Consider the following 21,976-nt stretch of genomic DNA (forward strand, 5'->3'; position numbering starts at 1 on the left):
AGTCTCACCTTTTACTTCACTTCTGCCATGTAGAGTTTGTCCAAGTAAATTTACTCTGAACAGCTATTTCTCGGGATACGAAAAAATAGGGGAAAACCGTATCCAGAATGATATAAAGGGAGAAGAGATAGATGCTAAAAATAGAAGATCTGACTGTAGAGGTTAACGGAAAAATCTTGCTCCATGACGTGAACCTCGAGGTTGAAAAAGGATACACAAATGTGCTTTTCGGGCCAAACGGAGCCGGAAAATCAGCCCTCATGAGAACAATTATGGGTTTTAGTGAATACAGGGTTTTGAAAGGCAGGATACTGTTCAATGGAGAAGATATCACAAATCTTCCGGTAGATGAAAGAGCCCGCAGAGGACTGGGAATTATGATGCAGCGCCCGCCGGACATGACTGGAATTAAACTCAGGGACCTTGTAAAAGTAACATCAAAAGGAAAAAAAGACCCTGAAGCCCTCGCAGAAAATCTGGATATGAAACGTTTTCTGGACAGGGACGTGAATGTCGGCTTTTCAGGCGGGGAAATCAAGCGCTCAGAGCTTCTCCAGCTTTCAGCCCAGAATCCAAGCCTCTATCTTCTGGATGAGCCTGAGTCCGGGGTTGACCTGGTAAGCATCGAACAGGTCGGAATGACAATAAAGGAACTGCTTGCCGAAGGTATGGACTGCCCCGGGGAGAGGTGCATGAAAGGCAAGTCAGCCCTTATCATTACGCACACAGGCCAGGTCCTGGATTATGTTCAGGCAGACAGGGGATATATTCTCTGCAATGGCACAGTTATGTGTTCTGGAAATCCCATGAAAATGCTGGAAGAGATAAAAAACAAAGGGTATCAGGAGTGTGTAACATGCAGACTGATGAAGTAAGCCTTAAAAAAAGAGCAGAGAGCGCGAGTGGGAAGAAAGCAGCTTTCGGAGAGGACTTTGAGCTGGAAAAATATGAGAAAGGTTCCAGTGTCAGCAAACCCATTGAAGACCTGCAGTCTCTCGACGAAGAAAGCAAAAGAACTCTGCTCCAGGTAGGGGTAATTCCGAGCGAAGAAGGAAGGTCAGGCAGTTTTCTGGTACTTGATAACGCAGTCTCACACTCTACCTTAAAGGACAAAAATGTTGAGCTTATGTCCACCCGCAAAGCCATGGAAAAATATGAGTGGCTTAAAGATTACTCCTGGAAGCTCGTTCAGGTAGATGCTGACAAATATACCGCAAAAACCTATCTTGAAGATGCTGACGGCTATTTCGTAAGGGTTCCTGCAGGGAAAAAGTCTGCCATGCCTGTCCAGACCTGCCTTATGCTGGGAAGCAAAAAAGCGGCACAGACTGTTCATAATATCATAATTGTTGAGGAAGGGGCAAGCCTTGACATTATAACGGGCTGCACCTCGAAAAAAGGAGTCGAAGAAGGGCTGCACCTCGGGATTTCCGAGATGTACATTAAAAAAGGTGCTACCCTGAATTTCACGATGATACACAACTGGGCTGAACAGATAGGAGTCCGCCCGAGGACAGTTGTGCATGTGGAAGAAGGCGGGACATATGTGAGCAATTATATATGCTTAAAGCCCGTGCGCTCAGTACAGACCTATCCTACTGTCAGACTTGAGGGAAAAGATGCGGTAACAAGGCTTAATACCATAGCAATTTCACACACAGGTTCCGAACTTGACCTTGGAGGCAGGGTTGTTTTTAATGCCCCTGGTACAAGAGCCGAATTGATCTCGAGAACTATTACCATAGGCGGAAGAGTAATTGCAAGAGGCGAGATGATAGGCAATGCAAAAGGCGCAAAAGGGCACCTCGAATGTAAAGGGCTTGTCCTTACCGATAAAGGAAGCCAGCTTGCAATCCCTATCCTCGAGGCAAACGTGGATGACATAGAGCTTACACACGAGGCAGCCGTGGGAAAAATTGCCAAAGACCAGGTAGAGTACCTCATGGCAAGAGGGCTTACCGAAGATGAAGCCGTTGGAATGATCATAAGAGGTTTCCTGGACGTTGGAATAAGAGGAATACCGGAAGAGCTGAAGAACGAAATAGAAGATACGATTACACAGACAGCTTTCGGAACGTAAGTAAAGAATACCCGGTTAGCAGGCCTGGAAACTCTAAGTTTTCCAGGCAAATTTATCCGGAAAACCGGGAGAAAATCTATTTCTAAAGGCGAAAACAGGTAACCTGGGGGGAAGAGGTCTTAGAAATAAGACAGGTTTTCCGGATCAATAATAACTTAAAAAAAGGGTGTGTGAATCCGGCAGGAGAAAAGGAGAAACCTGCCGGCCTTTTGTTGAGTGTATGTTGATTTTAATGAGCTGAAGGCATGGTTTTAAGATTAAGTCTCTTTCTGGAAAAGAAACCTTAAAACAGGCAAGCTCATTAAACCTTAATTTGCAAATTGGAGAACAAGTATAAAAACTTTTCTTAAAGATTAATTATATAAAGATAATATGCAGAAATCCCGAAAGACCTGTTTTTTTCTTCAAAAATTATTATCGAGGGGATACATTTGCTAAGAAAAGTTTCGGGAAGATTCCCGGGATCAATAGTGAATATAGGATAAGCTGAATAAAAATAAAATAGAAGTCTTTAAGTTTTTAGAGCGAGTTTAAAAGTTTAGAAGAAAGAAAAAGCCTTACAAATACTCACAGCCGGTTTCTGAAAATACGGAATCAGATTGTCTTTTAAAAAAACAATCTTACATAAACAAAATAACAATAATGAAAGACTTAATTAAAAATAACAATTTATAATAACGTATTTTACGCACCGGAGAGTTAAAAAGGGGATTTAATGATAGAAGAGAAAGGCAGGATTTTGAAAGAAAAGAGTCTGGAAAAAACCCCAACTGGCATAAACGGTCTGGATGAGATAACTTATGGGGGGCTTCCTCAGGGCCGTACGACCCTGATATACGGAAGTGCGGGATCAGGAAAGACTCTTATGGCTATGGAATTCCTGGTTAAAGGAGCAGAAAATTACGGAGAACCCGGAGTTTTCATGGCATTTGAAGAAACTTCTGAGGATCTGACCGAGAATTTCGCCTCTCTGGGGTTTGATCTGGAAAGCCTGGAAGCAAGAAATAAACTATTAGTCGATCATGTTCATATCGATAGGAGCGAAATCGAGGAAACAGGCGAGTATGATCTGGAGGGCCTGTTCATAAGGCTTGGGCTGGCTATAGACTCCATAGGTGCCAAACGCGTGGCACTGGATACGTTGGAGGTTTTATTTTCAGGGTTCCAGAACGAAGCAATACTGCGCTCCGAACTTCGAAGGCTCTTCCTCTGGCTAAAGAACAAAGGGGTAACTGCCATAGTTACGGGAGAAAGAGGAGAAACATCCCTCACAAGATATGGACTGGAAGAGTATGTGGCAGATTGCGTAATTTTCCTTGATAATAGAATGGAGGAACAGATAGCAACCAGACGCCTCCGCATCATTAAATACAGAGGCTCAAAACATGGTACTAACGAGTACCCATTTATGATCGAGGAGGATGGAATATCTGTCCTGCCTATTACTTCACTGGGCCTGGAACACGAAGCATCTATGGAAAGGATATCTACGGGCATACCGCGCCTGGACGCAATGCTTGGGGAAGAGGGCTACTACCGCGGTACTACCATACTTATATCAGGAACAGCTGGCACAGGCAAGACGAGTTTTGCATCCCAGTTTTGCCAGGCTGCCTGTGAAAGAGGGGAACGCTGCCTGTACTTTGCATTTGAGGAATCTCCCTACCAGATAATGAGGAACATGAGGTCCATAGGTGTAGACCTCCAACCCCATATAGACTCCGGACTTATGAAGATCCATGCATCCAGACCTATGGTTTACGGGCTGGAAATGCATCTGATAACAATGCGTAAGTTACTCGATGATTTCAAACCGGATATTGTGGTCATGGATCCCATTTCTAATCTGATAAATGCGGGCACCCAGGCCGATGTCAGGCTTATGCTCACCAGGCTTATCGATCACCTGAAACTCAAGAATATCACTACTATATGTACAAGCCTGGTAGAACATGAGAGAACTGCTGGCGTTAATGCTGAGGGAATATCTTCTCTCATGGATACCTGGATTAACCTCAGTTTCTTTGAAAGTGATAATGAGCGCAACCGCGGGATATCTATAATTAAGTCGAGAGGCATGGGGCACTCAAACCAGATCAGGGAGTATCTTCTTACTGATCACGGCATAAAGATACAGGATGTATATCTGGGTCCTTCTGGAGGTTTGCTTATGGGGTCTTCCAGAGCAGTCCAGGAAGCTGAGGAGATATCCGAGGCTGTAACTCAAAAACAAAACGCTGAGCGGAAAAAGAGAGAGCTGGAGAACAAACTCAAATCCCTTGATGCCCAGATTTCCATTTTGAGCTCTGAATTTGAGATGCAGAAAGAGGAGTTGAATAAACTCGTCTCCGAGGATGAGCTAAGAAATAAGGCACTTACAAATAACAGAAACAAAATGGAGCGCATGGGAAAAGCCGATAAGTCCTGAATTATGTTAACGATTTATTCGGTTAACGTTTTCAAAACCTGAGAAGCAGGTAATTTACTTACCACGTTCATTGTTAATGTAATCCGGGGTTTCAGGACTAAAAAGGAAAGGGACTGCTGAGGAAAAAATTGATCTTCTCAGGTTCAAAAGGTGGAATTAAATGGAAGATGCAGTACAAAGCGACAACGGATCTGAATCTGTTGAGTCAGATACCGTGTCTGATCAGGAGTTTTATATCCTGAGGTTATACGTAGCTGGCCAGACCAAAAAGAGTTTGGCAGCTTTCGCCAACTTAAAAGAAATCTGTGAGAAATACCTGGGGGGCAGATACAGAATTGAGGTTGTGGATCTTCTGGAAAATCCGCAGCTAGCTAAAGGGGATCAGATATTAGCTGTCCCTACACTGGTTAGAAGGCTTCCTCCGCCTATAAAGAAAATAATAGGGGACCTGTCAAACACTGAGCGGGTTCTGGTAGGTCTGGATTTGCGTCCCATGGAGTGATGAATGTGGCTAATAACGAAGAGATAAAAAAATCCGATATCAAGGACTCAACCGCCGCTTTTGAAGAAGCACTGGAAAAAAAAGAAGACGGCCCATATGTTCTGCACCTCTACGTTGCAGGGATGGGCCCCAGGTCGATACAGGCAATAAATAATATAAAACGCATATTTGACGAATATATGCCCGGAAAATACGAGCTAGAGGTTATTGATATCTATCAGCATCCTGTCTTTGCCAAAGATGGTCAGATAGTGGCGGCTCCAACGCTGATAAAAGAGCTTCCTCCGCCTTTAAGGAAACTTATAGGCAGTATGTCGGATACAGAAAGGGTTCTTGTGGGGATGGACCTTAAATCCAAAAAATGATAAAAAGACGTCCCAAAATAATCGGCGTTTGGGGAGGCGTTGTAAGTATGAGTATAAAATTGGAAAAAGACAGGGGATATATGCCGTACCAGGAGCTTTTAGACAGGAACCGCGCCCTGGAAGCGGAAGTAGAGGAGCTTAAAATACGTTTGGAAGAAGCTGAGGAACTCAGACGCGCTATCAGTGAGGGGGATCTGGACGCTCTGATTATACCCGGGCCTCAAGGCAAATTGGTTTTTACTCTTGATAGTGCCGACCGTGCATACCGCGTCCTGGTGGAGACAATGAATGAGGGCACTGTGACCTTTGCCAGCGACGGGACTATCCTTTACTGTAACCGCAGATTTGCAGAACTCATAAGGATGCGCCCCCATGCTGTTGTAGGCGCATCTATTTACGGATTTATTGAATCCGAAGACATCCATATTTTTAAGGCACTCCTGAATCAAAGAACCAGCGCCGGAGAGATTAAGCTGCGGTCAATGGATGGCATACATGTGCCAGTTTACCTGTCCATCAGCTCATTTCAGTCAGAGGGATCACAAAACGCCTGGTGCCTCGTGGCTACGGACCTGACTGAGCAGAAGAAAAATGAAGAAATTGTTTCTGCAGGACGTCTGGCCCAGTCAATCATAGAACAGGCTGGTGAGGCTATAGTAGTCTGCGACACTGCAGGGAAAATAACACATTTCAGTGACGCAGTGCCCAGAGTCTGTAAATGTGACCCGGAGTTCAAGAGGTTTGAAGATATCCTGGATATCCGGTTTTCAGAAGGGGAAAATGCCGGCAAAAGAATTCTTCCTGTCTCGTCTGCTCTGAAAGGGGAAACTATTCTTGGAGTAGAAGCCGCCCTTGAAATCAAAGATTGCCAGGATTTCCACCATAGCCTGCATTTGCTTTTAAACTCAGGACCTCTCAAAAATACTGACGGCAGGATAATAGGCTGTGTGGTGACCCTCACGGACATCACAGAACGCAAAAGGGCTGAAAAAGCGCTGCGTGAAAACGAGGAGCGTTTTAAACTCCTGAGCGAGGCAAACTCCATTCTTCTTTCGAATAAAGATCCGGAGAATGCGATTCAGACTATTGCCGAAAAGGTGATGGACCATCTGAACTGCGATGTATTCTTTAATTATGTATTCGACGAGATCCTGGGCAGTCTCCATCTTAGCGCCTGCGGCGGGATAAGTGCAGAGATAGCTAAAGAAATTGAGTGGCTTGATAAAGGATCGGCAATCTGTGGCTGTGTTGCCCTTAATGGATGCCGTATTGTGTCTGAGGACGTGCAACATAACAGGGATAAGCAGGCTAATCTTGTGCGGTCGATGGGGATTCAGGCTTATGTATGTCAGCCTCTCCGCATAGGAGAGACAACAATAGGCACACTGTCATTTGGTACGAGAAACAGGAAGAGTTTTACAGAGGATGAGCTTGCCCTCATAAGCACCGTAGCTGATCAGGTATCTGTTGCTATCGAGCGTAAGCGGGCTGAAAACGTAATCAAAACTACTGCCATCAATCTTGTGAGAGCGGAAAGGCTAGCCAGTCTGGGGCACTGGGACTGGGACCTGACCACAAATAATGTCAAATGGTCAGACGGCCATTTCAGCATTTTCGGTTACACCGCAGCGCAAGGCACGGGAACTTATGAGATGTGGAGAGCCAGAGTACATCCTGAGGATGTTGAAGGCATAGAGAGGGTGCTCCGGGAGGGTATGGAGAAAGATATGGGCTATAACTGGAATTATCGTCTCTTGATGCCAGACGGCTCTATCCGATACATTCATGCAGAGGCTGATAAACCCGTTAAAGATGCTTCCGGAAGACCGGTCAGATGGTTCGGCATCGTGCAGGATATCACAGAACAGAAACTGGCCGAGGATGCGCTGCGGGAGAGCAGGGCACAAATTGAAGCCGAGCTGATGGATACCAGACTCCTGCAAAGTATCAGTGCCGAGCTTCTTCACGAAGATAATGTTCAATCGCTTTATGAAAAGATTATCGATGCTGCGATGCAAATAATGCATTCAGAATTCGCGAGCATACAGATGCTCTACCCTGAACGCGGAAAAAGCGGTGAACTTAAACTGCTAGCGTTCCGCGGATTCAATCCTCAAGCGGCAAATTTCTGGGAGTGGGTCAGCGTCGATTCGGAAAGCAGCTGCGGATCCTCCCTGCGGACTGGCAAGCGAGTCATCATTCCGGATGTAGAAAACTGCGATTTTATGGCTGGTTCAAAGGACAGGGCAACCTATATCCAGACTGGAATCCGCGCAGTACAAACCACACCTCTTCTATCCCGTACAGGAAAGCTGGTGGGCATGATCTCGACGCACTGGCGCAATCCGCATCAGCCTTCTGAGCGCGATCTGCAACTGCTGGATATTCTCGCCAGGCAGGCTGCCGACCTTATTGATCGCAAGCAGGCTGAAGCAGCATTACGCGAGAGTGAGGAGAAATACCGCAATATCATAGAGACAGCAAACGAAGGTATATGGATAGTTGACCCCGAAGCCAGAATTGCTTATGCTAATCAGAAAATTGCAGGAATGCTTGGGTACAGTCATGAAGAGATAATTGGCAGATCAGCATGGGATTTTACCGATGGAGAGAATAAGGAAACTGCCAGGCAAAATATGGAAAGAATAAAGCAAGGTATTGATGGAGATTATGAATTAAAACTGATACGCGAAAACGGCTCACTTCTCTGGACAATTATAAGTGCTAAAGCTCTTTTTGATAAAGATGGCAATTTTACCGGCTCTATGAAGATGCTTACAGACATTACCGAAAGAAAAGAAGCAGAAGTTAAACTAAAACAAACCCTCGACAATCTGGAGAAGTTAGTTAAAGAACGTACGGCAGAGCTTGAAAAGGCATACAACTCATTAAAAGAAAGTGAAAGTAGTCTTGCTGAAGCTCAAAAAATGGCTCACCTGGGAAGCTGGTACAGGAATCTTATAACTGATAAAGTATACTGGTCTGATGAAGTTTACCGTATTTTCGGATTTAAGCCGCAAGAGTTTGAAGTAACTATTGACGCATATTTCAGTCATATACATCCTGAAGATCGAGACTGTGTAAAGAAGAATCTTAAAAGAGCTTTAAGCGGAGAGCCTTACAGCATTGATTATAGAATAATTTCAGCTAATGGGACAGAGCATATAGTTCATTCTCAAGGTGAGGTTGTTTTTAATGAGAAAAAGATCCCCGTTGGGATTAAAGGGACAATTCAGGATATTACCGAACAGAAGCTTGCAATGGAAAAAATAAAGAAAAGCGAAGAGCGCGTCCAGTTATATCTGCAGAACTTCAAAGGTATTGGCACTCAGTTAGGAAAAAACTTTATTCCTGTATTCCTGCACGGGGCTGTTGAAGAACTAACAGGATATACGAGAGAAGATTTTCTTTCCGGAAAAGTTCGATGGAATGAGATCGTAGTGCCGGAAGATCGACCGGGACTGCAGGAAAAAGCTCAAAAAATGAAAAGCACCCCGGGTATGACTGTCAGGCACGAATACAGGATAAGGAAGAAAAATGGAGAAATTCGGTGGATCCACGGAATTGCCCAGAATATTTCCAAACCAGATAATGAAGAGCTTTACCAGGGTATGATGTATGATATAGCTGATAGAAAAAAGGCAGAAGAAGCCCTGGAGAAAACGGATAAGATTCGGATAAAAGAAATCCATCATCGAATCAAAAATAACCTGCAGGTCATATGTTCCCTTCTCAGCCTTGAAGCTGAAAGGTTCAGTGATGAAAAGATGCTTGAAGCCTTTAAAGAGAAGCCAGAACCGTGTAGTCTCAATGGCCCTGATCCATGAAGAGCTCTACAAAGGAGATAGAAACGACACCCTTGATTTTGCAGCTTATATCCGTAAATTCACAGCAGATCTCTTCAGTTCATATAACATTGGGAACAGTAACATTAACTTGAAAACGGATCTTGAAAGCGTATATCTGGATATGGATGCTGCAGTGCCTCTTGGCATCATTATAAATGAGCTGATTTCGAATTCCCTTAAACATGCTTTTCCTGCTGGAAGCGAAGGCGAAATTAACATAAGCTTACGCAGAACCGAAACCCTGAGTTCCAGACCTGAAGAATCCGGTCAGAATCAAAACTTCGAAGAGAAAGATAGTTATCAGTACATACTTAAAGTGGCGGACAATGGAAAAGGCATCCCGGAAGAAGTAGAATTTCAAAACCCGGATTCTCTCGGGCTTCAGCTCGTAAATATTCTTATTGAGCAGATGGATGGCTGTATAGAACTTAAAAGGAATCATGGAACAGAGTTTTCCATCTTTTTCGGGGATAAAGAATTACAAATCCCTGATTAACGCCCGGGACTATCATTAACGCCTGGTGCTATTCCAGGTCTTTTCTTATCCTCATACTACCAGGTTTCACAACTACTTTTTGATCAGTAGCAGCTTGAATTATTTAATTTATAAGCCAATATTCGAAAAATTTTTTTAGTTTTGGGATGGCTCATCCAGTACCGGAAATTCAAGAATTTGTTAATGCAGTATTGCAGCGGTCACTAAAAACCATATGAAAAGCCCAGTAAGAATTGTACCTAAAACCGTACCTGCTGTTAAATTGTTCGCTGAGTTGAATGCTACGAGCATTATCAAAAGAAATATGATGAATACCAGAGCACCAATACCAGTTGCAGATTTATTTTCCCCCATGATATATAATTCGTTTAATATAATAATAAATATTGCTATTAGACTCAAATATTGTTATTAGATCCCGCAAAAAGCCTTAGTCCATTAAATGCAATTGCGTTTTTATCTCTTCTTAGCTCCCATGACATCAGCCCATATAACGGGAATAAAAAATACAGTACCTCTGATTTTTGTCTGTAGCTTGCAGTACTTGCCAGCATATATATACTCCGGATATAATACTACAGTACTGTAGAATAATAGAAGGGTTGGAAATGGACTTTGCCTGCAAGGAATTCAAAGTGGAAGACGTAATCAAGTGCGCTCTCAATCTTACGAAAGCTGACCTGAACGTTATGAAGTGCTTCTTAAATGAACCCGACAAATGGGTTGATACCGATGCCCTTTCAAAATCTCTAAAGCTGGATATTTCGACAGTCCAGCGCTCCGTAAAAAAGCTGCACGAAAAAGAAATTCTCCAGAGGTCACAGCAGAACCTTGACGGAGGAGGCTACGTCTATATTTATAAAATACATTCAAAAAACCAGATTAAAAATATCATTCTAAAAATTGTCCAGTCCTGGGCTGACAGACTGGAACAGGAACTTGAACAATGGGAAAACAGAGGTAAATCAAATGCTCAAAATAACTCCCTACCTGGGAATACTTGTACTGATTGTCTCTATAGGAGGGCTCTGGTACCCTGCACTTGGGTACTTTATGCTGCTTGTGTTTGCTGCAATCTTCCTGAGCAGCCCCTTCAGAGGCAGATGGTTCTGTGGAAACCTCTGCCCGAGAGGAAGCCTTGTTGACTTCTGGGTCAGCAAAATCTCAAAGAAAAGAAAGATACCCGATACATTCCGGAGTCTCCGGGTCCGTCTGCCAATCTTTTTCCTGCTTATGGGCTTTATGGGTTACAGAGTGGCAAACACAATCGGAAGCTTTAACACATTCGAAAAAATAGGCATGATCTTTGTAATGATGTGCCTCGTAACCACCTCAATTGCAGTCCTCCTCGGAACTTTCCTGAGCCCGAGAGCCTGGTGCTCCTTCTGCCCTATGGGGACAGCCCAGCGCCTGATTGGAGGAAAAAAGTACCAGCTGAAACTTGAGAAAGACAAATGCATTAGCTGTAAGAAATGCGAGAAAGCCTGCCCCATGCAGCTCAAGGTCAGCCAGACCGAGAAAAAGCCTGATTGCATCAAATGCGGGCGCTGTGTAACTGCCTGTCCTAAAGATGCGTTACATTTCTAAATTATTAACTTTATTTATTGGTAACTACAATTATTATCAATTCTAATTATTTTTAAGTATTCTAAATCTTTTTAAGTATTCTAATTACTAAATTTTTAATTAGCCTAACTATTAAATTTATAAGGTAAAGGGGAGCCAGCAGATATGACAGCAAAAAGCGTATCTGAGCTTTCAGAAGCCCAGAAAACAGAATTATCCGAACTCTTTGGGGAATATGCTAACCTTGACAGTCGTGAACGTCGTTATTATAACCATGATATAGGAGCCCTGCCCCCGCTTGTCAAGAAAGTCATGGGAAAAACAGACCCCGCTGCCGTTGTGAAAATCCGAACGGAAGAAGATGCAGTAAAACTTCTGGAGTTTGCAAACAGGCATAAAATTCCTGTAGTCCCACGTGCAGGAGCCTCCTCAGGGTACGGAGGAGTTATTCCTGCAAAAGGAGGAATTGTTGCTGACGTAACCCTGCTTAACAAAGTGATTGGGGTCATTGATACCGAAGGGCAGAAAGCAATTGTTCAGAGCGGGGTTATCTGGGAGAAGTTAGAAAGGAAACTCAAAGAGAGAGGACTCTCAGTAAGGGCGATCCCTTCAAGCGCCCCTTCCTCAACCGTAGGAGGCTGGTTTGCCCAGAGCGGTGCCGGATACGGGAGTTATGAATTCGGCTGGGGTTATGAGAGCATGGAAAGAGTCAGGGTTGTCCTCCCCACCGGAAAAATAAAGGAATTTTCAGGCCCAGAACTCAGGAAACTGATAGGGACAATGGGAACAACAGGCATTATAACCGAAATCACCCTTAATGTCCAGAAATTTGAAGATAGGAAAGCTGTTTCTGCGAGTTTTCCCGATGCCGGAGCCATGAAAAAAGCTGTCGAAACAATAAGGGAAAAGAATATTCCCCTCTGGTCAATCTCTTTCCTCAACCCGGAATGGGCTGATATGAAAAACAAAGCGCCCCATAAACTCCACTATGGGGAAGTTGTGGATAAAGACAGGCCAGTCCTGCCTGTTGCTTATGTATGCACCTTCATGTACCCTGCTTCCAGAGATGTTACGGGCTTGAAAGAAGCTATAGAGAACGCTGGAGGTACGGTTCTTCCGGAAAAGATTGCAAAGCACGAAACTGAAGAATGGTTCAAGTCCATGAAAGTAAAAAGGCTGGGCCCCTCCTTCATTCCTGCAGAAATCCTGGTGCCGCTTGAGAATATGGATACCGTTTTTGAAGAGATAAAAAAGAAAATAAAACTCCCGGTGCTCACCGAAGGGATGGTTATCAGCGACGGAAATGTTGTGCTTCTCTGTTTCATGCGCCATTCCGAGCGTTCAATGCTTTTCAATACGGCTTTTGCCCTGTCCCTGAGCATTTTGAAGATTGCGGAGGAAAACGGAGGAAGAGCGTACTCTTCAGGCCTGTTCTTTGCTTCAAAGAAAAAGAGTGTCTTCGGAGATAGGCTTGCAGAAATTGAAGCTTTGAGAAAAGAAAGTGACCCCAATGGGATTATGAACCCTGAGACTCTTGAAGGGAAAACACTCCTGAACACAGCCGTGTCTCTGGGATCCACTTTCGAGCCGATGGGCAGGCTTGTAGGAAATATGTCAGGGATACGAGAAGTCAGTTTCAAAGATGAGAAAGAAATCCCTGCTGAAGTTGCTGAACTTGCCTATTCCTGTTCCCAGTGCGGGTACTGTGTAAGCGAGTGTGACCAGTACTACGGTAGAGGCTGGGAATCCCAATCCCCAAGAGGGAAATGGTTCTTCATTAAAGAGTATCTGGCAGGCAGGGAAAAGCTTGACCAGAGGCAAACAAACACATTCCTTGGCTGTACCACCTGCCAGATGTGCGACTCTCGCTGCGAACTAGATATGCCAATAGAACATGCCTGGATGACCATGAGGGATAAGCTGGTAGGGGAGGAGAAAAAGATGACTTTTCCACCCTTTGAGATTATGGCTGCAAGCCTCCTGGAAGAGAGGAATATCTGGGCAAACTACAGGAAAGACCGGGACAAATGGATACCTGAGGACATCCGTGCAAAAATGAAGGATGAAGCTGAATACGCCTACTTTGCGGGTTGCACTGCGTCTTTTGTAGAAAATGATGTTGCGATAGGGGCAGTCCGTATGCTAGATGACGCAGGAGTCGAATTTACCGGGCTCTTTGACAAAGAAGCCTGCTGCGGGATTCCAATGCTTGTTGCTGGCAGGTGGGATGTTTTTGAAAAGATAATGAGAATGAACGTCGCAAATATGAAAAAGAAAGGAGTAAAAACGGTCATCACCTCCTGTCCCGCATGCTGGCTAATGTGGCACACAGTCTACCCCCAGTGGGCAGAGAAGCTCGGAATCGAGTTCGGGCTTGAGACAAAACACTATTCCGAAGTCCTTGTGGAACGCCTTGATGTCCTTAAACCGAAGCTTAAGCAGCCTCTAGATAAAGTAGTAGCATGGCATGACTCCTGCCACCTGGGAAGAGCCGGAGGGGAAATATACGAACCTCCTAGAGAACTCCTGAAAGCCATTCCCGGCATCAGGTTCAGGGAACTGGAGTATAACAGGGAAAGAGCACACTGCTGTGGTTCCGTGGTCAGCCTTATTGCCGAACCTCCTGTTGCATACAGGCTTGGAAATATGAGGCTTCAGGAAGCCGTTGACGTGAATGCGGAGATTCTTGCAGCCCTCTGCCCGTGCTGTGTCTTCCAGTTCAGGGTGGCAGCACAGGAAAATAACCTTGACATTCAGGTTCATGACCTCGGCGCTCTTGTAGCAAGAAGCCTTGGGTACAGCATTCCTGATTCGACAAACTACACGTTGCAGTCATGGGTACCTTTTGAAAAGATGATCGATCTAATGAAGCCCGAAAACATGACTGACCTGATGGTCGAACTCCTGCCACAGATGATGGCTGCCATGCCAGCCCCGCTTCAAACAATGATGAAGATGGTGAAATACGTGCCCGGAATGGACTCCATGATGAAACCCATGATGCCGGTTATGATGCCGAAGCTTATGCCAGCAGTTATGCCAAAAGTTATGCCTGATATGCTCAAAGCCGTGGAAAGAAGAGTCCCAATGCCGGATTACATGAAAGAACAGCTCCCTGACCTCATGCCAAAAGCCATGGAAAACCTCATGCCCAATATGCTACCCGAGATAATTCCGTTGCTCACTCCGCGCATGATTGAGTATATAAAAACTCACTGAAAAATAGGCCGGAAAAAGAGAAAACTAAAACAAAATCCAGAAATCGAAGGAAAAAACTGAAAATTCCTTCGATTATCAATTTTCAAGATAATATTCGATTCTACGTTTTGTACCCATGAATATATTTTCGGTCAAATTTACTTGTTAACTTCTTTTATTCCATTTATTACTTTGAAAAACTGTTCTCCTTTGTCGAGTCGAATACTTAGTATTTTTATTAGTCCTCTTGAGCGAGCGAAGCGAGTGAAAAGGACCGCGTACTCCCGAGGAGCAATTCGGGCGAGACGAAAATCGGGCATTAAAAGAACCAGCAGACCCTTTTTTCATGATTAGAATCCTTTGCTCCAGAGGAATTCTTATATAGAAGTGCTTGCATTAAGAATAGGAAAATTACGCACAAAGGAAAGTGCTCTGGAATACAATTAACAGAAATTCATACTATTTCACATCATTTAAAAGGAGATTTGAATTTGGCAGCACAACCGATCTTTATATTAAGGGAAGGCAGCAAGAGAACCCACGGTTCCGACGCTCAGCACAACAACATCATGGCCGCAAAGGCAGTGGCTGAGGCAGTAAGGACCACTCTTGGGCCAAAGGGTATGGACAAGATGCTTGTAGACTCGATGGGAGACGTCGTCATTACAAATGACGGAGCAACCATCCTGAAAGAAATGGACATCGAGCACCCAGGTGCAAAGATGATTGTGGAAGTCGCCAAGACACAGGATGCCGAAGTAGGAGACGGGACAACCACAGCAGCCGTGCTTGCAGGAGAACTTCTGACAAAGGCAGAAGACCTCCTGGAAAGCGGTGTACATCCCACTGTTATAGCAAGCGGATACAGGCTCGCAGCAACGCAGGCTGTAAAGATTCTTGACACCATTACCATCAGCGCATCCCCTGAAGACACAGAGACTCTTGAGAAGATCGCAGGCACAGCCATCACCGGAAAGGGTGCGGAATCACACAAAGCTCACCTCTCAAACCTTGCGGTCCGTGCAATTAAGTCCGTTGTTGAGAAAGACGAAAACGGGAAGATCACTGTCGACATAGAAGATGTTAAAACGGAAAAGAGGCCCGGCGGCAGCATAAAGGACTCTGAGATTGTTGAAGGAGTAATCGTCGACAAAGAGCGTGTCCACACCGGCATGCCTGAGGTTGTAAAGGATGCAAAGGTTCTCCTTTTAAGCGTACCAATCGAACTCAAAAAGACAGAAACCAAAGCCGAAATAAAGATTACTACTCCGGACCAGATGCAGCTTTTCCTCGACCAGGAAGAAGCAATGCTCAGGGAAATTGTAGATAAAGTGATCGACACAGGCGCAAACGTAGTCTTCTGCCAGAAGGGAATTGACGACCTTGCCCAGTATTACCTGACAAAGGCAGGCATCTTCGCAATGCGCAGGGTAAAGAAGAGCGACATGGACAAGCTCTCCAGAGCCACAGGTGCAAGAATCATTACCAGCCTGGATGAAATCGATGAGTCCGACCTTGGCTATGCAGGTCTTGTAGAAGAAAAGGACGTTACTGGCTCCAGAATGACCTTTGTTACAGGCTGTAAGGAAAGCAAGACCACCTCAATCCTGCTCCGCGGCGGAACAGAGCACGTTGTAGACGGACTTGAGAGAGCCCTTGAAGATGCCCTCAGGGTTGTCGGCGTTGCCCTCGAAGACCAGAAGATTGTTGTTGGCGGCGGCTCCCCGGAAATAGAACTGTCCCTCAGGCTCAAAGAATATGCAGCAACTCTCAAAGGAAGAGAACAGCTTGCAGTAACAAAATTCGCTGAGTCCCTCGAAGTTATCCCGCAGACCCTTGCAGAAAATGCTGGACTTGACCCTATTGATATGCTTGTGGAAATGCGCTCCCAGCATGAAAAAGGGAACAAGAGAGCCGGACTTAATGTCTACAAAGGCAAGATCGAGGACATGTTCGAAAACAATGTTGTCGAGCCTCTCAGGATCAAGACCCAGGCAATCAATGCAGCAACAGAAGCCGCAATCATGGTCCTCAGGATCGATGATGTAATCGCTTCCACCGGCGGCGGAAGAGCAGCTCCGGGCGGAATGCCGGGCGGCGACATGGAAGACATGATGTAAAGATATCTAAAAAAATCAAAACTAAGCTGGAGATCCGGAAAATCCAAATTCTCCGGATCTTTCTTCTTTTAGAAAACTTCTTTTCGACTTTTGCTGAGTTTTGTCTTCCAGATAGAAATCTGTTTATCTGTTTTCAGGGCAAATCAAATTTTAGATAAAAACAGTTTTCAGAATAAATCTTAATTTTTAGCAAACTATTTTTGAGTAATCAATTCAGAGAAAAGAAAGGAAAAACGTTTTTCTAAAAAATAGAGACAGATTAGATCCAATAAGGATTCACCGGGCTTCGTAACAGGAGATTTCTCTTGCATCTACTACTACGGGTTTCCCGATTTCGTTTGAAATAACATTCCTTATCCTTGCCATACACCTGCATTCCAGCTGGATGCGGGCTGACAGAGCCTCCCGTTCTTCAATATAAAGTTCATTTGAGCTGACAAAAGAGTGAACTGAGATCTGCTTTTGAACAACCCTTGCTATGAGTCCCTGAGTCCCATCAGTCAGGTCCTGAAGACTTGTGGAAGTCAGGAGAACACTGTCTCCTGCATTGAGCCCCAGTACTCCGAAGAAGTTCTGCGGGTTTCGGATCTCAAGCGTCCTGAGATCATGCTTTTTCAGGATCTCAATCACGGAGTCAGCTATTCCTGTTAACGCAATATACTCCATGAGATCACCCGTACATTGGGAACTCCTTTTTAACTTCTCCTTTCCGCTCGGTAGCCTGAACGTCTTCAGCAAGTCTCTGGAGCTCGATTTCTATTCGTTCAGCCTGTTCTATAAGCCTGTCAGTGCTGATTGAAAGCCCGTACAGCTCATTAAGGACTCCGATCACAGACGACGCGGCCCTTGGATCAGGATTTTGAGTTTTTGTAGCTCCGAGGAGACTGATTGCAGGAATCCCGCGCATAAGGCATTCTGCCATTACGCTGCCAGATATTCCGGAAATGGTTCCCATCTGGAAAATCTCAACCTTATCCCTGATTTTATCCAGCATTTCGGGTGTGGTAGCTGCTCCGAAGACTTTTTGACCTCCGTCCATGATAGCTATCCCTGCAATAGAAGCAATCTCTTTGACATTGATAGACTCGGCCCAGTCTACAAGAGCATTGCTCACATCATAGGAAACCGAGTGGCTGATAGGAATATCGGAAATGACTATAATGATATTATGCTCCACATTTTCGTAGATCCTCACAGGCATGTTTATAAGCCCTTCATAAAGGACCGCAATCGAAGGGAAATACCTGGACTCAATGGAACCTATGTACTCCATGTTCAGTTCTTCGATCATATGCTGACTTGCAATATTCCCCACAAGCCCAATTCCGGGGAAACCTTCAATCAAGACAGGATTTTTTGATTGCACAGGTTTCGTAATAATCTTTACGTCATTGTCGTCATAGTCTGTCGTAGTTGACAAAAAACCACCTCATGAAATACATCCCCTATGAGTATATCTGATCTAATCCTAAATAAACAAGTTTCTCGCCAGCCCGGGTATGCGCCACTATCTGCACAGGCATCAATAAAAAATATCGATGATTCCGGGATTTCGAATGCCATTACCCTCTTTTTATTAAAAGAGAATCCTTTTGATATATATCTTTTCTCACTACAGAGGAAAAATAATTCAGATTAGAAACGCTTATTCTAATCTATGTGTTTTCTTCACTCAATGTTTGAGAGAGTATGCTAATGTAGCCTGTACTGTGAAAAATAGAAAAGAGAGGGAAAAATTTTCATAGAAAAGGTAGAAAATAAAAGGGAAATCCATAAAAGCAGCAGGTAAAAAAGCAGCAGACATAAAAGTAGCGGAATGGAAGTAAAAAAATTATAGTATTCAATAAGTAAGCCCGTAAAGGAAACTGAATCAAACACAGGAGGAAGTAATTCATGGAAAAACCAGTTCTTTATCTTGACCACGTAGGGGAAGAGAACACAGAAGCAGTTATTGAAGCTGCAGCAGAGAGGGCATTAGAACTTGGGATCACATACATTGTAGTCGCCAGTACCAGCGGAAAAACTGCTTTAAAAATGGCAGAAGCGGTAAAGGGCAGCAACATTAAAGTAATCGGAGTAAGCCACCAGTACGGGCAGAAAGAGAAAGGAGAATGGGAAGTTGAAGAGGAATATAGAAAGAAGCTCGAAGAGCTCGGAGCAATAATTACTACCCAGTCACATATGTTTTCCGGAATAGAGCGTTCGATTACAAAGAAATTCGGAGGCTATTCAAGAACCGAAGTGATTGCAGATACTCTGCGCTCCCTGTTTGGAAAAGGCTTCAAGGTAGCTGTAGAGGTCGCCATTATGGCAGCAGATTCAGGTCATATCCCTATCTCAAATGATACAGAAATCATAGCTATAGGAGGCACAAGATGGGGTGCAGATGTAGCTCTTGTCCTTAGGCCGGCTCACAGCAATGACTTTTTCTCTCTCCAGATTAGGGAAATAATTGCAATGCCTCGGGCAAAAGAAGACTGATCCAGAAGATGAGGATAAAAAAAGAAAAAAGGAGAAAGAAAATGGGGAGAGGGGAGTTATAATTTCTACATAAAATACAGAAAGATACAGAAAAGCGCCAACGATATTTGTAATTTATTTCGCTAGAGCTTAAGCTCACTTCATAGATTCTAAATTAGTCCTCTTGAGCGAGCGAAGTGAGCGAAAAGGACCTCGTGCTCCCGAAGCCAAACTTGGGAATGACACCGCCCTCCCGAGGCGGAACTCGGGCGAGACGGAAATCGGATGGCGCAACCAGAATTATTCGTACTTAGAAACCAGGTATTTTGCAATATATTCAGCAAAAAGTTCCAGATCATCGATATCATTTTGGAGATGCGAATAAAGTTTTCCCAGGTCGATATCAGCATACATGTGGACAAGTATATTTCGAAAGCCGGCCGCGGGTGCTAAATTTCTGGCAAATTCCATCGGGAGGATATTATGCTCACCAAGTACAAGAATAACATCTCTATAAGTGTCCGGGCGTCTCAGTTTCTCACTGGAAATGACCATCTCGCAGATATCAATCATGCAGGCAAGTGAGATTTCCATATACCTTTCAACTGCTCCCCTCAAAGTATGATTGCTCCTTATCTCTTCCAGATCATACTGTTGATATTCTTTGAGGGCGCTGACATACTCTCCAAGTTGCTCTAGTTTGAAGTTAATCTCTTTTATCATCGAAACCCACTCTTTGCTATCCTCTTAAGGCTTTCTTTTGCATGCCTTTCAATATGATACCTTTCATCCAGATATCTGGACATAATTTTAGTCTCAAACTTTACCCTTAAGGGTTCGTCAGATTTTAAAATGATTCCATCGCGTATAATATTATATGTCAAAAGGAGAGGAGAATCGTTGAGCACCACAAGGTCTACGTTATTTGTTTTAAGAAACCCTGTAAGTTCACTTATTAATTCAAGCTGCAGGTCAAAACTTTCATTTTGTAAAAGAGTATCATCAAGAAGCACAGCAATATCTATGTCACTCAGGCAATTAGATTCCCCCCGAACGGTTGAGCCGAAAAGATAGGCTAATGTAACATTCTCAAATCCGGAGAAAAACTCTTTTAGCTTTTGCTCAAGCTGTTCAGGATCCGATTGTGGCATAATGGGTTGCATAGAGATGGTCGCTTATGACTTTATACTTACCTCTGTTTATAATTTATGCAAGCTTCAAATTTTCAGGGATTTTCCTTTAAGGCTGTGGAAAACTTGGGAGGAAGTCTTTGTTTTATAGCTTCTTCTTAAAAGATAGTAAAATGAGAGAATTGCTTTCTAATGAACTCGTCAACCCCAAAGATAAATATATCTGAGTGGCATCTATAACCGCGGCATGTCAGCAATATTTGAAATCCTAGATAAGGACGCAGGCGGCAGGATAGGGAAACTCAGGACTCCCCACGGGATAGTCGAGACCCCTACAGTAATGCCTGTTATTAATCCGAACATCCAGCTTATTTCCCCGAAGGAGATGAGAAGTTTCGGGGCAGAGATTCTGATTACAAATTCCTACATTATTTACCGGAAAGAAGAACTGCGGAGTGCCGCCCTTGAAAAGGGATTACACGGGCTTCTTGGATTTGACGGCCCGATTATGACGGACTCGGGTTCTTTCCAGCTTTCAGTATACGGGTCAGTGGAAGTTACAAACGAGGAAATCCTCGGATTCCAGGAAAAAATAGGAAGCGACATCATAGTTCCCCTTGATATTCCGACTCCTCCGGACGTTCACTTTAAGAGAGCAGAAGAAGAGCTTACAATTACAGCAGAGCGCCTTGAGGCTGCCCGCAAATTCATCCAGAGCAAACAGCTCCTCGCAGGACCGGTTCAGGGTTCAACCTATCCAGAACTCAGGGAAAAGGCTGCATCTTACCTCAGAGATCTAAATTTTGAAGTTTACCCATTGGGAGCAGTGGTGCCCCTAATGGAATCTTACCGTTATGCAGAACTTGTGGACGTGATTGCAGCATCCAAAAAGGGGCTTTCTCCAACCTCACCTGTTCATCTCTTCGGGGCAGGGCACCCTATGATGTTTGCTCTTGCAGTCGCTCTTGGCTGCGACCTTTTTGACTCGGCAGCTTATGCTCTTTATGCAAAGGATGGACGTTATATTACTGCAAACGGGACATACCATCTGGAAAAACTGAACTACCTGCCCTGCTCCTGCCCTGTCTGCTCCAGATATACTGCCGAAGAATTAAGAAAGGCTAAGAATAAGGAAGAGCTTCTCGGGCGGCACAACCTCTATGTAACTTTTGCGGAAATCTGTCTGATTAAACAGTCAATCAAAGACGGAAAACTGCTTGAACTTGTTGAACAGCGCTGCCGTGCCCATCCGAGACTTCTTGACGGGCTGAAAAGGCTCTATACTCATTCTGCCTGGCTGGAGCAGTTTGACCCTGCAACTAAAGGGACATTTTTCTATTGCGGACCCGAATCCGCTTCCAGACCTGAAGTTTTGCGTTTCGGGAAGCGGCTTGAAAGGTTCGGCATTGAAGGTTCGGCAATTATACGCACGGCTCCGGTCAAAGGAGAAAAGAACTATGATCGGGTTCTTACTTTTAAAGCACCTTTCGGAGCATTTCCTGCAGAGATGGAAGAGGTCTACCCTTTTAATGCCGAAGTTTCGAAGTTTCCTGACTACGAGGCTCTCAGCATAGCCCTCTCAAATACGATTAGATTGATGGACCTGAACCCGGGAGCAGAATTTACTTTTATCTGCGAAAAAGAGTTTAAACATCCTTTAATTGAAGAAGTTGGAAAAAAGGCAAAGCTTGTGTACAGGGAAGATGGCAAGAGACAGCAAAGTGAAAATCTGTGACCTGAATTGAAACAGATTTCTACCGGTCTCTTTGAAACTGGAAGGGAG

17 protein-coding genes and 1 pseudogene are annotated in these 21,976 nt (G+C 44.3%); 13 read left to right on the plus strand and 5 right to left on the minus strand.

Features of this window, described 5'->3' with window-relative positions; translation table 11 throughout:
- Positions 1 to 131: 131 nt before the first annotated feature.
- The 7 genes from RSJ42_RS14865 (at position 132) to RSJ42_RS14895 (ending at position 9,719) form a co-directional block, all read left to right on the plus strand.
- A complete protein-coding gene (locus RSJ42_RS14865; RefSeq protein ID WP_410508042.1) occupies positions 132 to 875 on the plus strand; it encodes an ABC transporter ATP-binding protein in 744 nt (247 codons plus the stop codon).
- The gene (locus RSJ42_RS14870) at positions 857 to 2,080 is read left to right on the plus strand and encodes a SufB/SufD family protein (protein WP_410508043.1); all 1,224 of its coding nucleotides are present in this window, start codon (positions 857 to 859) and stop codon (positions 2,078 to 2,080) included. The genes RSJ42_RS14865 and RSJ42_RS14870 overlap by 19 nt, the downstream gene beginning before the upstream one ends.
- Positions 2,081 to 2,795: 715 nt before the next feature.
- On the plus strand, positions 2,796 to 4,508 hold the full coding sequence (gene kaiC, locus RSJ42_RS14875) for a circadian clock protein KaiC (RefSeq protein WP_410508044.1): 1,713 nt from the start codon (positions 2,796 to 2,798) through the stop codon (positions 4,506 to 4,508).
- A 160-nt stretch (positions 4,509 to 4,668) separates the two neighbouring features.
- On the plus strand, positions 4,669 to 5,010 hold the full coding sequence (locus RSJ42_RS14880; RefSeq protein WP_410508045.1) for a circadian clock KaiB family protein: 342 nt from the start codon (positions 4,669 to 4,671) through the stop codon (positions 5,008 to 5,010).
- A gap of 5 nt (positions 5,011 to 5,015) precedes the next feature.
- On the plus strand, positions 5,016 to 5,375 hold the full coding sequence (locus RSJ42_RS14885; RefSeq protein ID WP_410508046.1) for a circadian clock KaiB family protein: 360 nt from the start codon (positions 5,016 to 5,018) through the stop codon (positions 5,373 to 5,375).
- A 47-nt stretch (positions 5,376 to 5,422) separates the two neighbouring features.
- A complete protein-coding gene (locus tag RSJ42_RS14890) occupies positions 5,423 to 9,202 on the plus strand; it encodes a PAS domain S-box protein (RefSeq protein WP_410508047.1) in 3,780 nt (1,259 codons plus the stop codon).
- Entirely contained in the window at positions 9,135 to 9,719 is a 585-nt protein-coding gene (locus tag RSJ42_RS14895) for a sensor histidine kinase (protein ID WP_410508048.1), read from the plus strand. The genes RSJ42_RS14890 and RSJ42_RS14895 overlap by 68 nt, the downstream gene beginning before the upstream one ends.
- A 180-nt stretch (positions 9,720 to 9,899) precedes the next feature.
- Here the strand turns inward: RSJ42_RS14895 and RSJ42_RS14900 are convergent, their stop codons facing one another.
- A complete protein-coding gene (locus RSJ42_RS14900) occupies positions 9,900 to 10,073 on the minus strand; it encodes a hypothetical protein (protein WP_410508049.1) in 174 nt (57 codons plus the stop codon).
- Positions 10,074 to 10,327: 254 nt separating this feature from the next.
- Here RSJ42_RS14900 and RSJ42_RS14905 point away from each other — a divergent pair.
- From RSJ42_RS14905 to thsB, 4 genes and pseudogenes are all read left to right on the plus strand, one after another.
- Positions 10,328 to 10,681 (plus strand): annotated as a pseudogene (locus RSJ42_RS14905) (MarR family transcriptional regulator); the annotation flags it as partial.
- Between the two features lie 7 nt (positions 10,682 to 10,688).
- Positions 10,689 to 11,306 (plus strand): 4Fe-4S binding protein, encoded by a 618-nt coding sequence (locus RSJ42_RS14910; RefSeq protein WP_410508050.1) that lies wholly within the window; start codon positions 10,689 to 10,691, stop codon positions 11,304 to 11,306.
- Between the two features lie 144 nt (positions 11,307 to 11,450).
- On the plus strand, positions 11,451 to 14,504 hold the full coding sequence (locus tag RSJ42_RS14915; RefSeq protein ID WP_410508051.1) for an FAD-binding and (Fe-S)-binding domain-containing protein: 3,054 nt from the start codon (positions 11,451 to 11,453) through the stop codon (positions 14,502 to 14,504).
- A 470-nt stretch (positions 14,505 to 14,974) separates the two neighbouring features.
- The gene (gene thsB / locus RSJ42_RS14920) at positions 14,975 to 16,603 is read left to right on the plus strand and encodes a thermosome subunit beta (protein ID WP_410508052.1); all 1,629 of its coding nucleotides are present in this window, start codon (positions 14,975 to 14,977) and stop codon (positions 16,601 to 16,603) included.
- A gap of 276 nt (positions 16,604 to 16,879) precedes the next feature.
- On the opposite strand, the gene RSJ42_RS14925 is transcribed toward thsB, so the two are convergent.
- Together RSJ42_RS14925 and RSJ42_RS14930 are read right to left on the minus strand one after the other, a co-directional pair.
- Complete coding sequence (locus tag RSJ42_RS14925; protein WP_410508053.1) at positions 16,880 to 17,269, minus strand: DUF473 domain-containing protein; 390 nt, start codon at positions 17,267 to 17,269, stop codon at positions 16,880 to 16,882.
- A gap of 4 nt (positions 17,270 to 17,273) precedes the next feature.
- Positions 17,274 to 18,023, minus strand: a complete 750-nt coding sequence (locus RSJ42_RS14930; RefSeq protein ID WP_410508054.1) for a proteasome assembly chaperone family protein — start codon at positions 18,021 to 18,023, stop codon at positions 17,274 to 17,276.
- Between the two features lie 473 nt (positions 18,024 to 18,496).
- Between RSJ42_RS14930 and RSJ42_RS14935 the strand changes: the two genes are divergently transcribed.
- Complete coding sequence (locus RSJ42_RS14935; protein ID WP_410508055.1) at positions 18,497 to 19,084, plus strand: pyruvate kinase alpha/beta domain-containing protein; 588 nt, start codon at positions 18,497 to 18,499, stop codon at positions 19,082 to 19,084.
- Between the two features lie 279 nt (positions 19,085 to 19,363).
- On the opposite strand, the gene hepT is transcribed toward RSJ42_RS14935, so the two are convergent.
- Positions 19,364 to 19,786 carry a type VII toxin-antitoxin system HepT family RNase toxin gene (hepT, locus tag RSJ42_RS14940; protein WP_410508056.1) on the minus strand — a complete coding sequence of 141 codons (423 nt, stop codon included), beginning with the start codon at positions 19,784 to 19,786 and terminating at the stop codon, positions 19,364 to 19,366.
- A complete protein-coding gene (gene mntA / locus RSJ42_RS14945; RefSeq protein WP_410508057.1) occupies positions 19,783 to 20,214 on the minus strand; it encodes a type VII toxin-antitoxin system MntA family adenylyltransferase antitoxin in 432 nt (143 codons plus the stop codon). Before mntA ends, hepT begins: the two co-directional genes overlap by 4 nt.
- Positions 20,215 to 20,440: 226 nt before the next feature.
- On the opposite strand from mntA, the gene tgtA reads away from it, so the two are divergent.
- Positions 20,441 to 21,928 (plus strand): tRNA guanosine(15) transglycosylase TgtA, encoded by a 1,488-nt coding sequence (gene tgtA / locus RSJ42_RS14950; protein ID WP_410508058.1) that lies wholly within the window; start codon positions 20,441 to 20,443, stop codon positions 21,926 to 21,928.
- Positions 21,929 to 21,976: the final 48 nt, after the last annotated feature.

Source organism: Methanosarcina hadiensis, assembly GCF_046529725.1.
GTDB classification, from domain to species: Archaea; Halobacteriota; Methanosarcinia; order Methanosarcinales; family Methanosarcinaceae; genus Methanosarcina; species Methanosarcina hadiensis.

Bases quoted from the DNA above. Each gene is read 5' to 3' on its own strand.
- RSJ42_RS14865 (WP_410508042.1), top strand. From the start codon at position 132: ATGCTAAAAATAGAAGATCTGACTGTAGAGGTTAACGGAAAAATCTTG.
- RSJ42_RS14870 (WP_410508043.1), top strand. From the start codon at position 857: ATGCAGACTGATGAAGTAAGCCTTAAAAAAAGAGCAGAGAGCGCGAGT.
- kaiC (WP_410508044.1), top strand. From the start codon at position 2,796: ATGATAGAAGAGAAAGGCAGGATTTTGAAAGAAAAGAGTCTGGAAAAA.
- RSJ42_RS14880 (WP_410508045.1), top strand. From the start codon at position 4,669: ATGGAAGATGCAGTACAAAGCGACAACGGATCTGAATCTGTTGAGTCA.
- RSJ42_RS14890 (WP_410508047.1), top strand. From the start codon at position 5,423: ATGAGTATAAAATTGGAAAAAGACAGGGGATATATGCCGTACCAGGAG.
- RSJ42_RS14895 (WP_410508048.1), top strand. From the start codon at position 9,135: ATGAAAAGATGCTTGAAGCCTTTAAAGAGAAGCCAGAACCGTGTAGTC.
- RSJ42_RS14900 (WP_410508049.1), bottom strand. From the start codon at position 10,073: ATGGGGGAAAATAAATCTGCAACTGGTATTGGTGCTCTGGTATTCATC.
- RSJ42_RS14910 (WP_410508050.1), top strand. From the start codon at position 10,689: ATGCTCAAAATAACTCCCTACCTGGGAATACTTGTACTGATTGTCTCT.
- RSJ42_RS14915 (WP_410508051.1), top strand. From the start codon at position 11,451: ATGACAGCAAAAAGCGTATCTGAGCTTTCAGAAGCCCAGAAAACAGAA.
- RSJ42_RS14925 (WP_410508053.1), bottom strand. From the start codon at position 17,269: ATGGAGTATATTGCGTTAACAGGAATAGCTGACTCCGTGATTGAGATC.
- RSJ42_RS14935 (WP_410508055.1), top strand. From the start codon at position 18,497: ATGGAAAAACCAGTTCTTTATCTTGACCACGTAGGGGAAGAGAACACA.
- hepT (WP_410508056.1), bottom strand. From the start codon at position 19,786: ATGATAAAAGAGATTAACTTCAAACTAGAGCAACTTGGAGAGTATGTC.
- mntA (WP_410508057.1), bottom strand. From the start codon at position 20,214: ATGCCACAATCGGATCCTGAACAGCTTGAGCAAAAGCTAAAAGAGTTT.
- tgtA (WP_410508058.1), top strand. From the start codon at position 20,441: ATGTCAGCAATATTTGAAATCCTAGATAAGGACGCAGGCGGCAGGATA.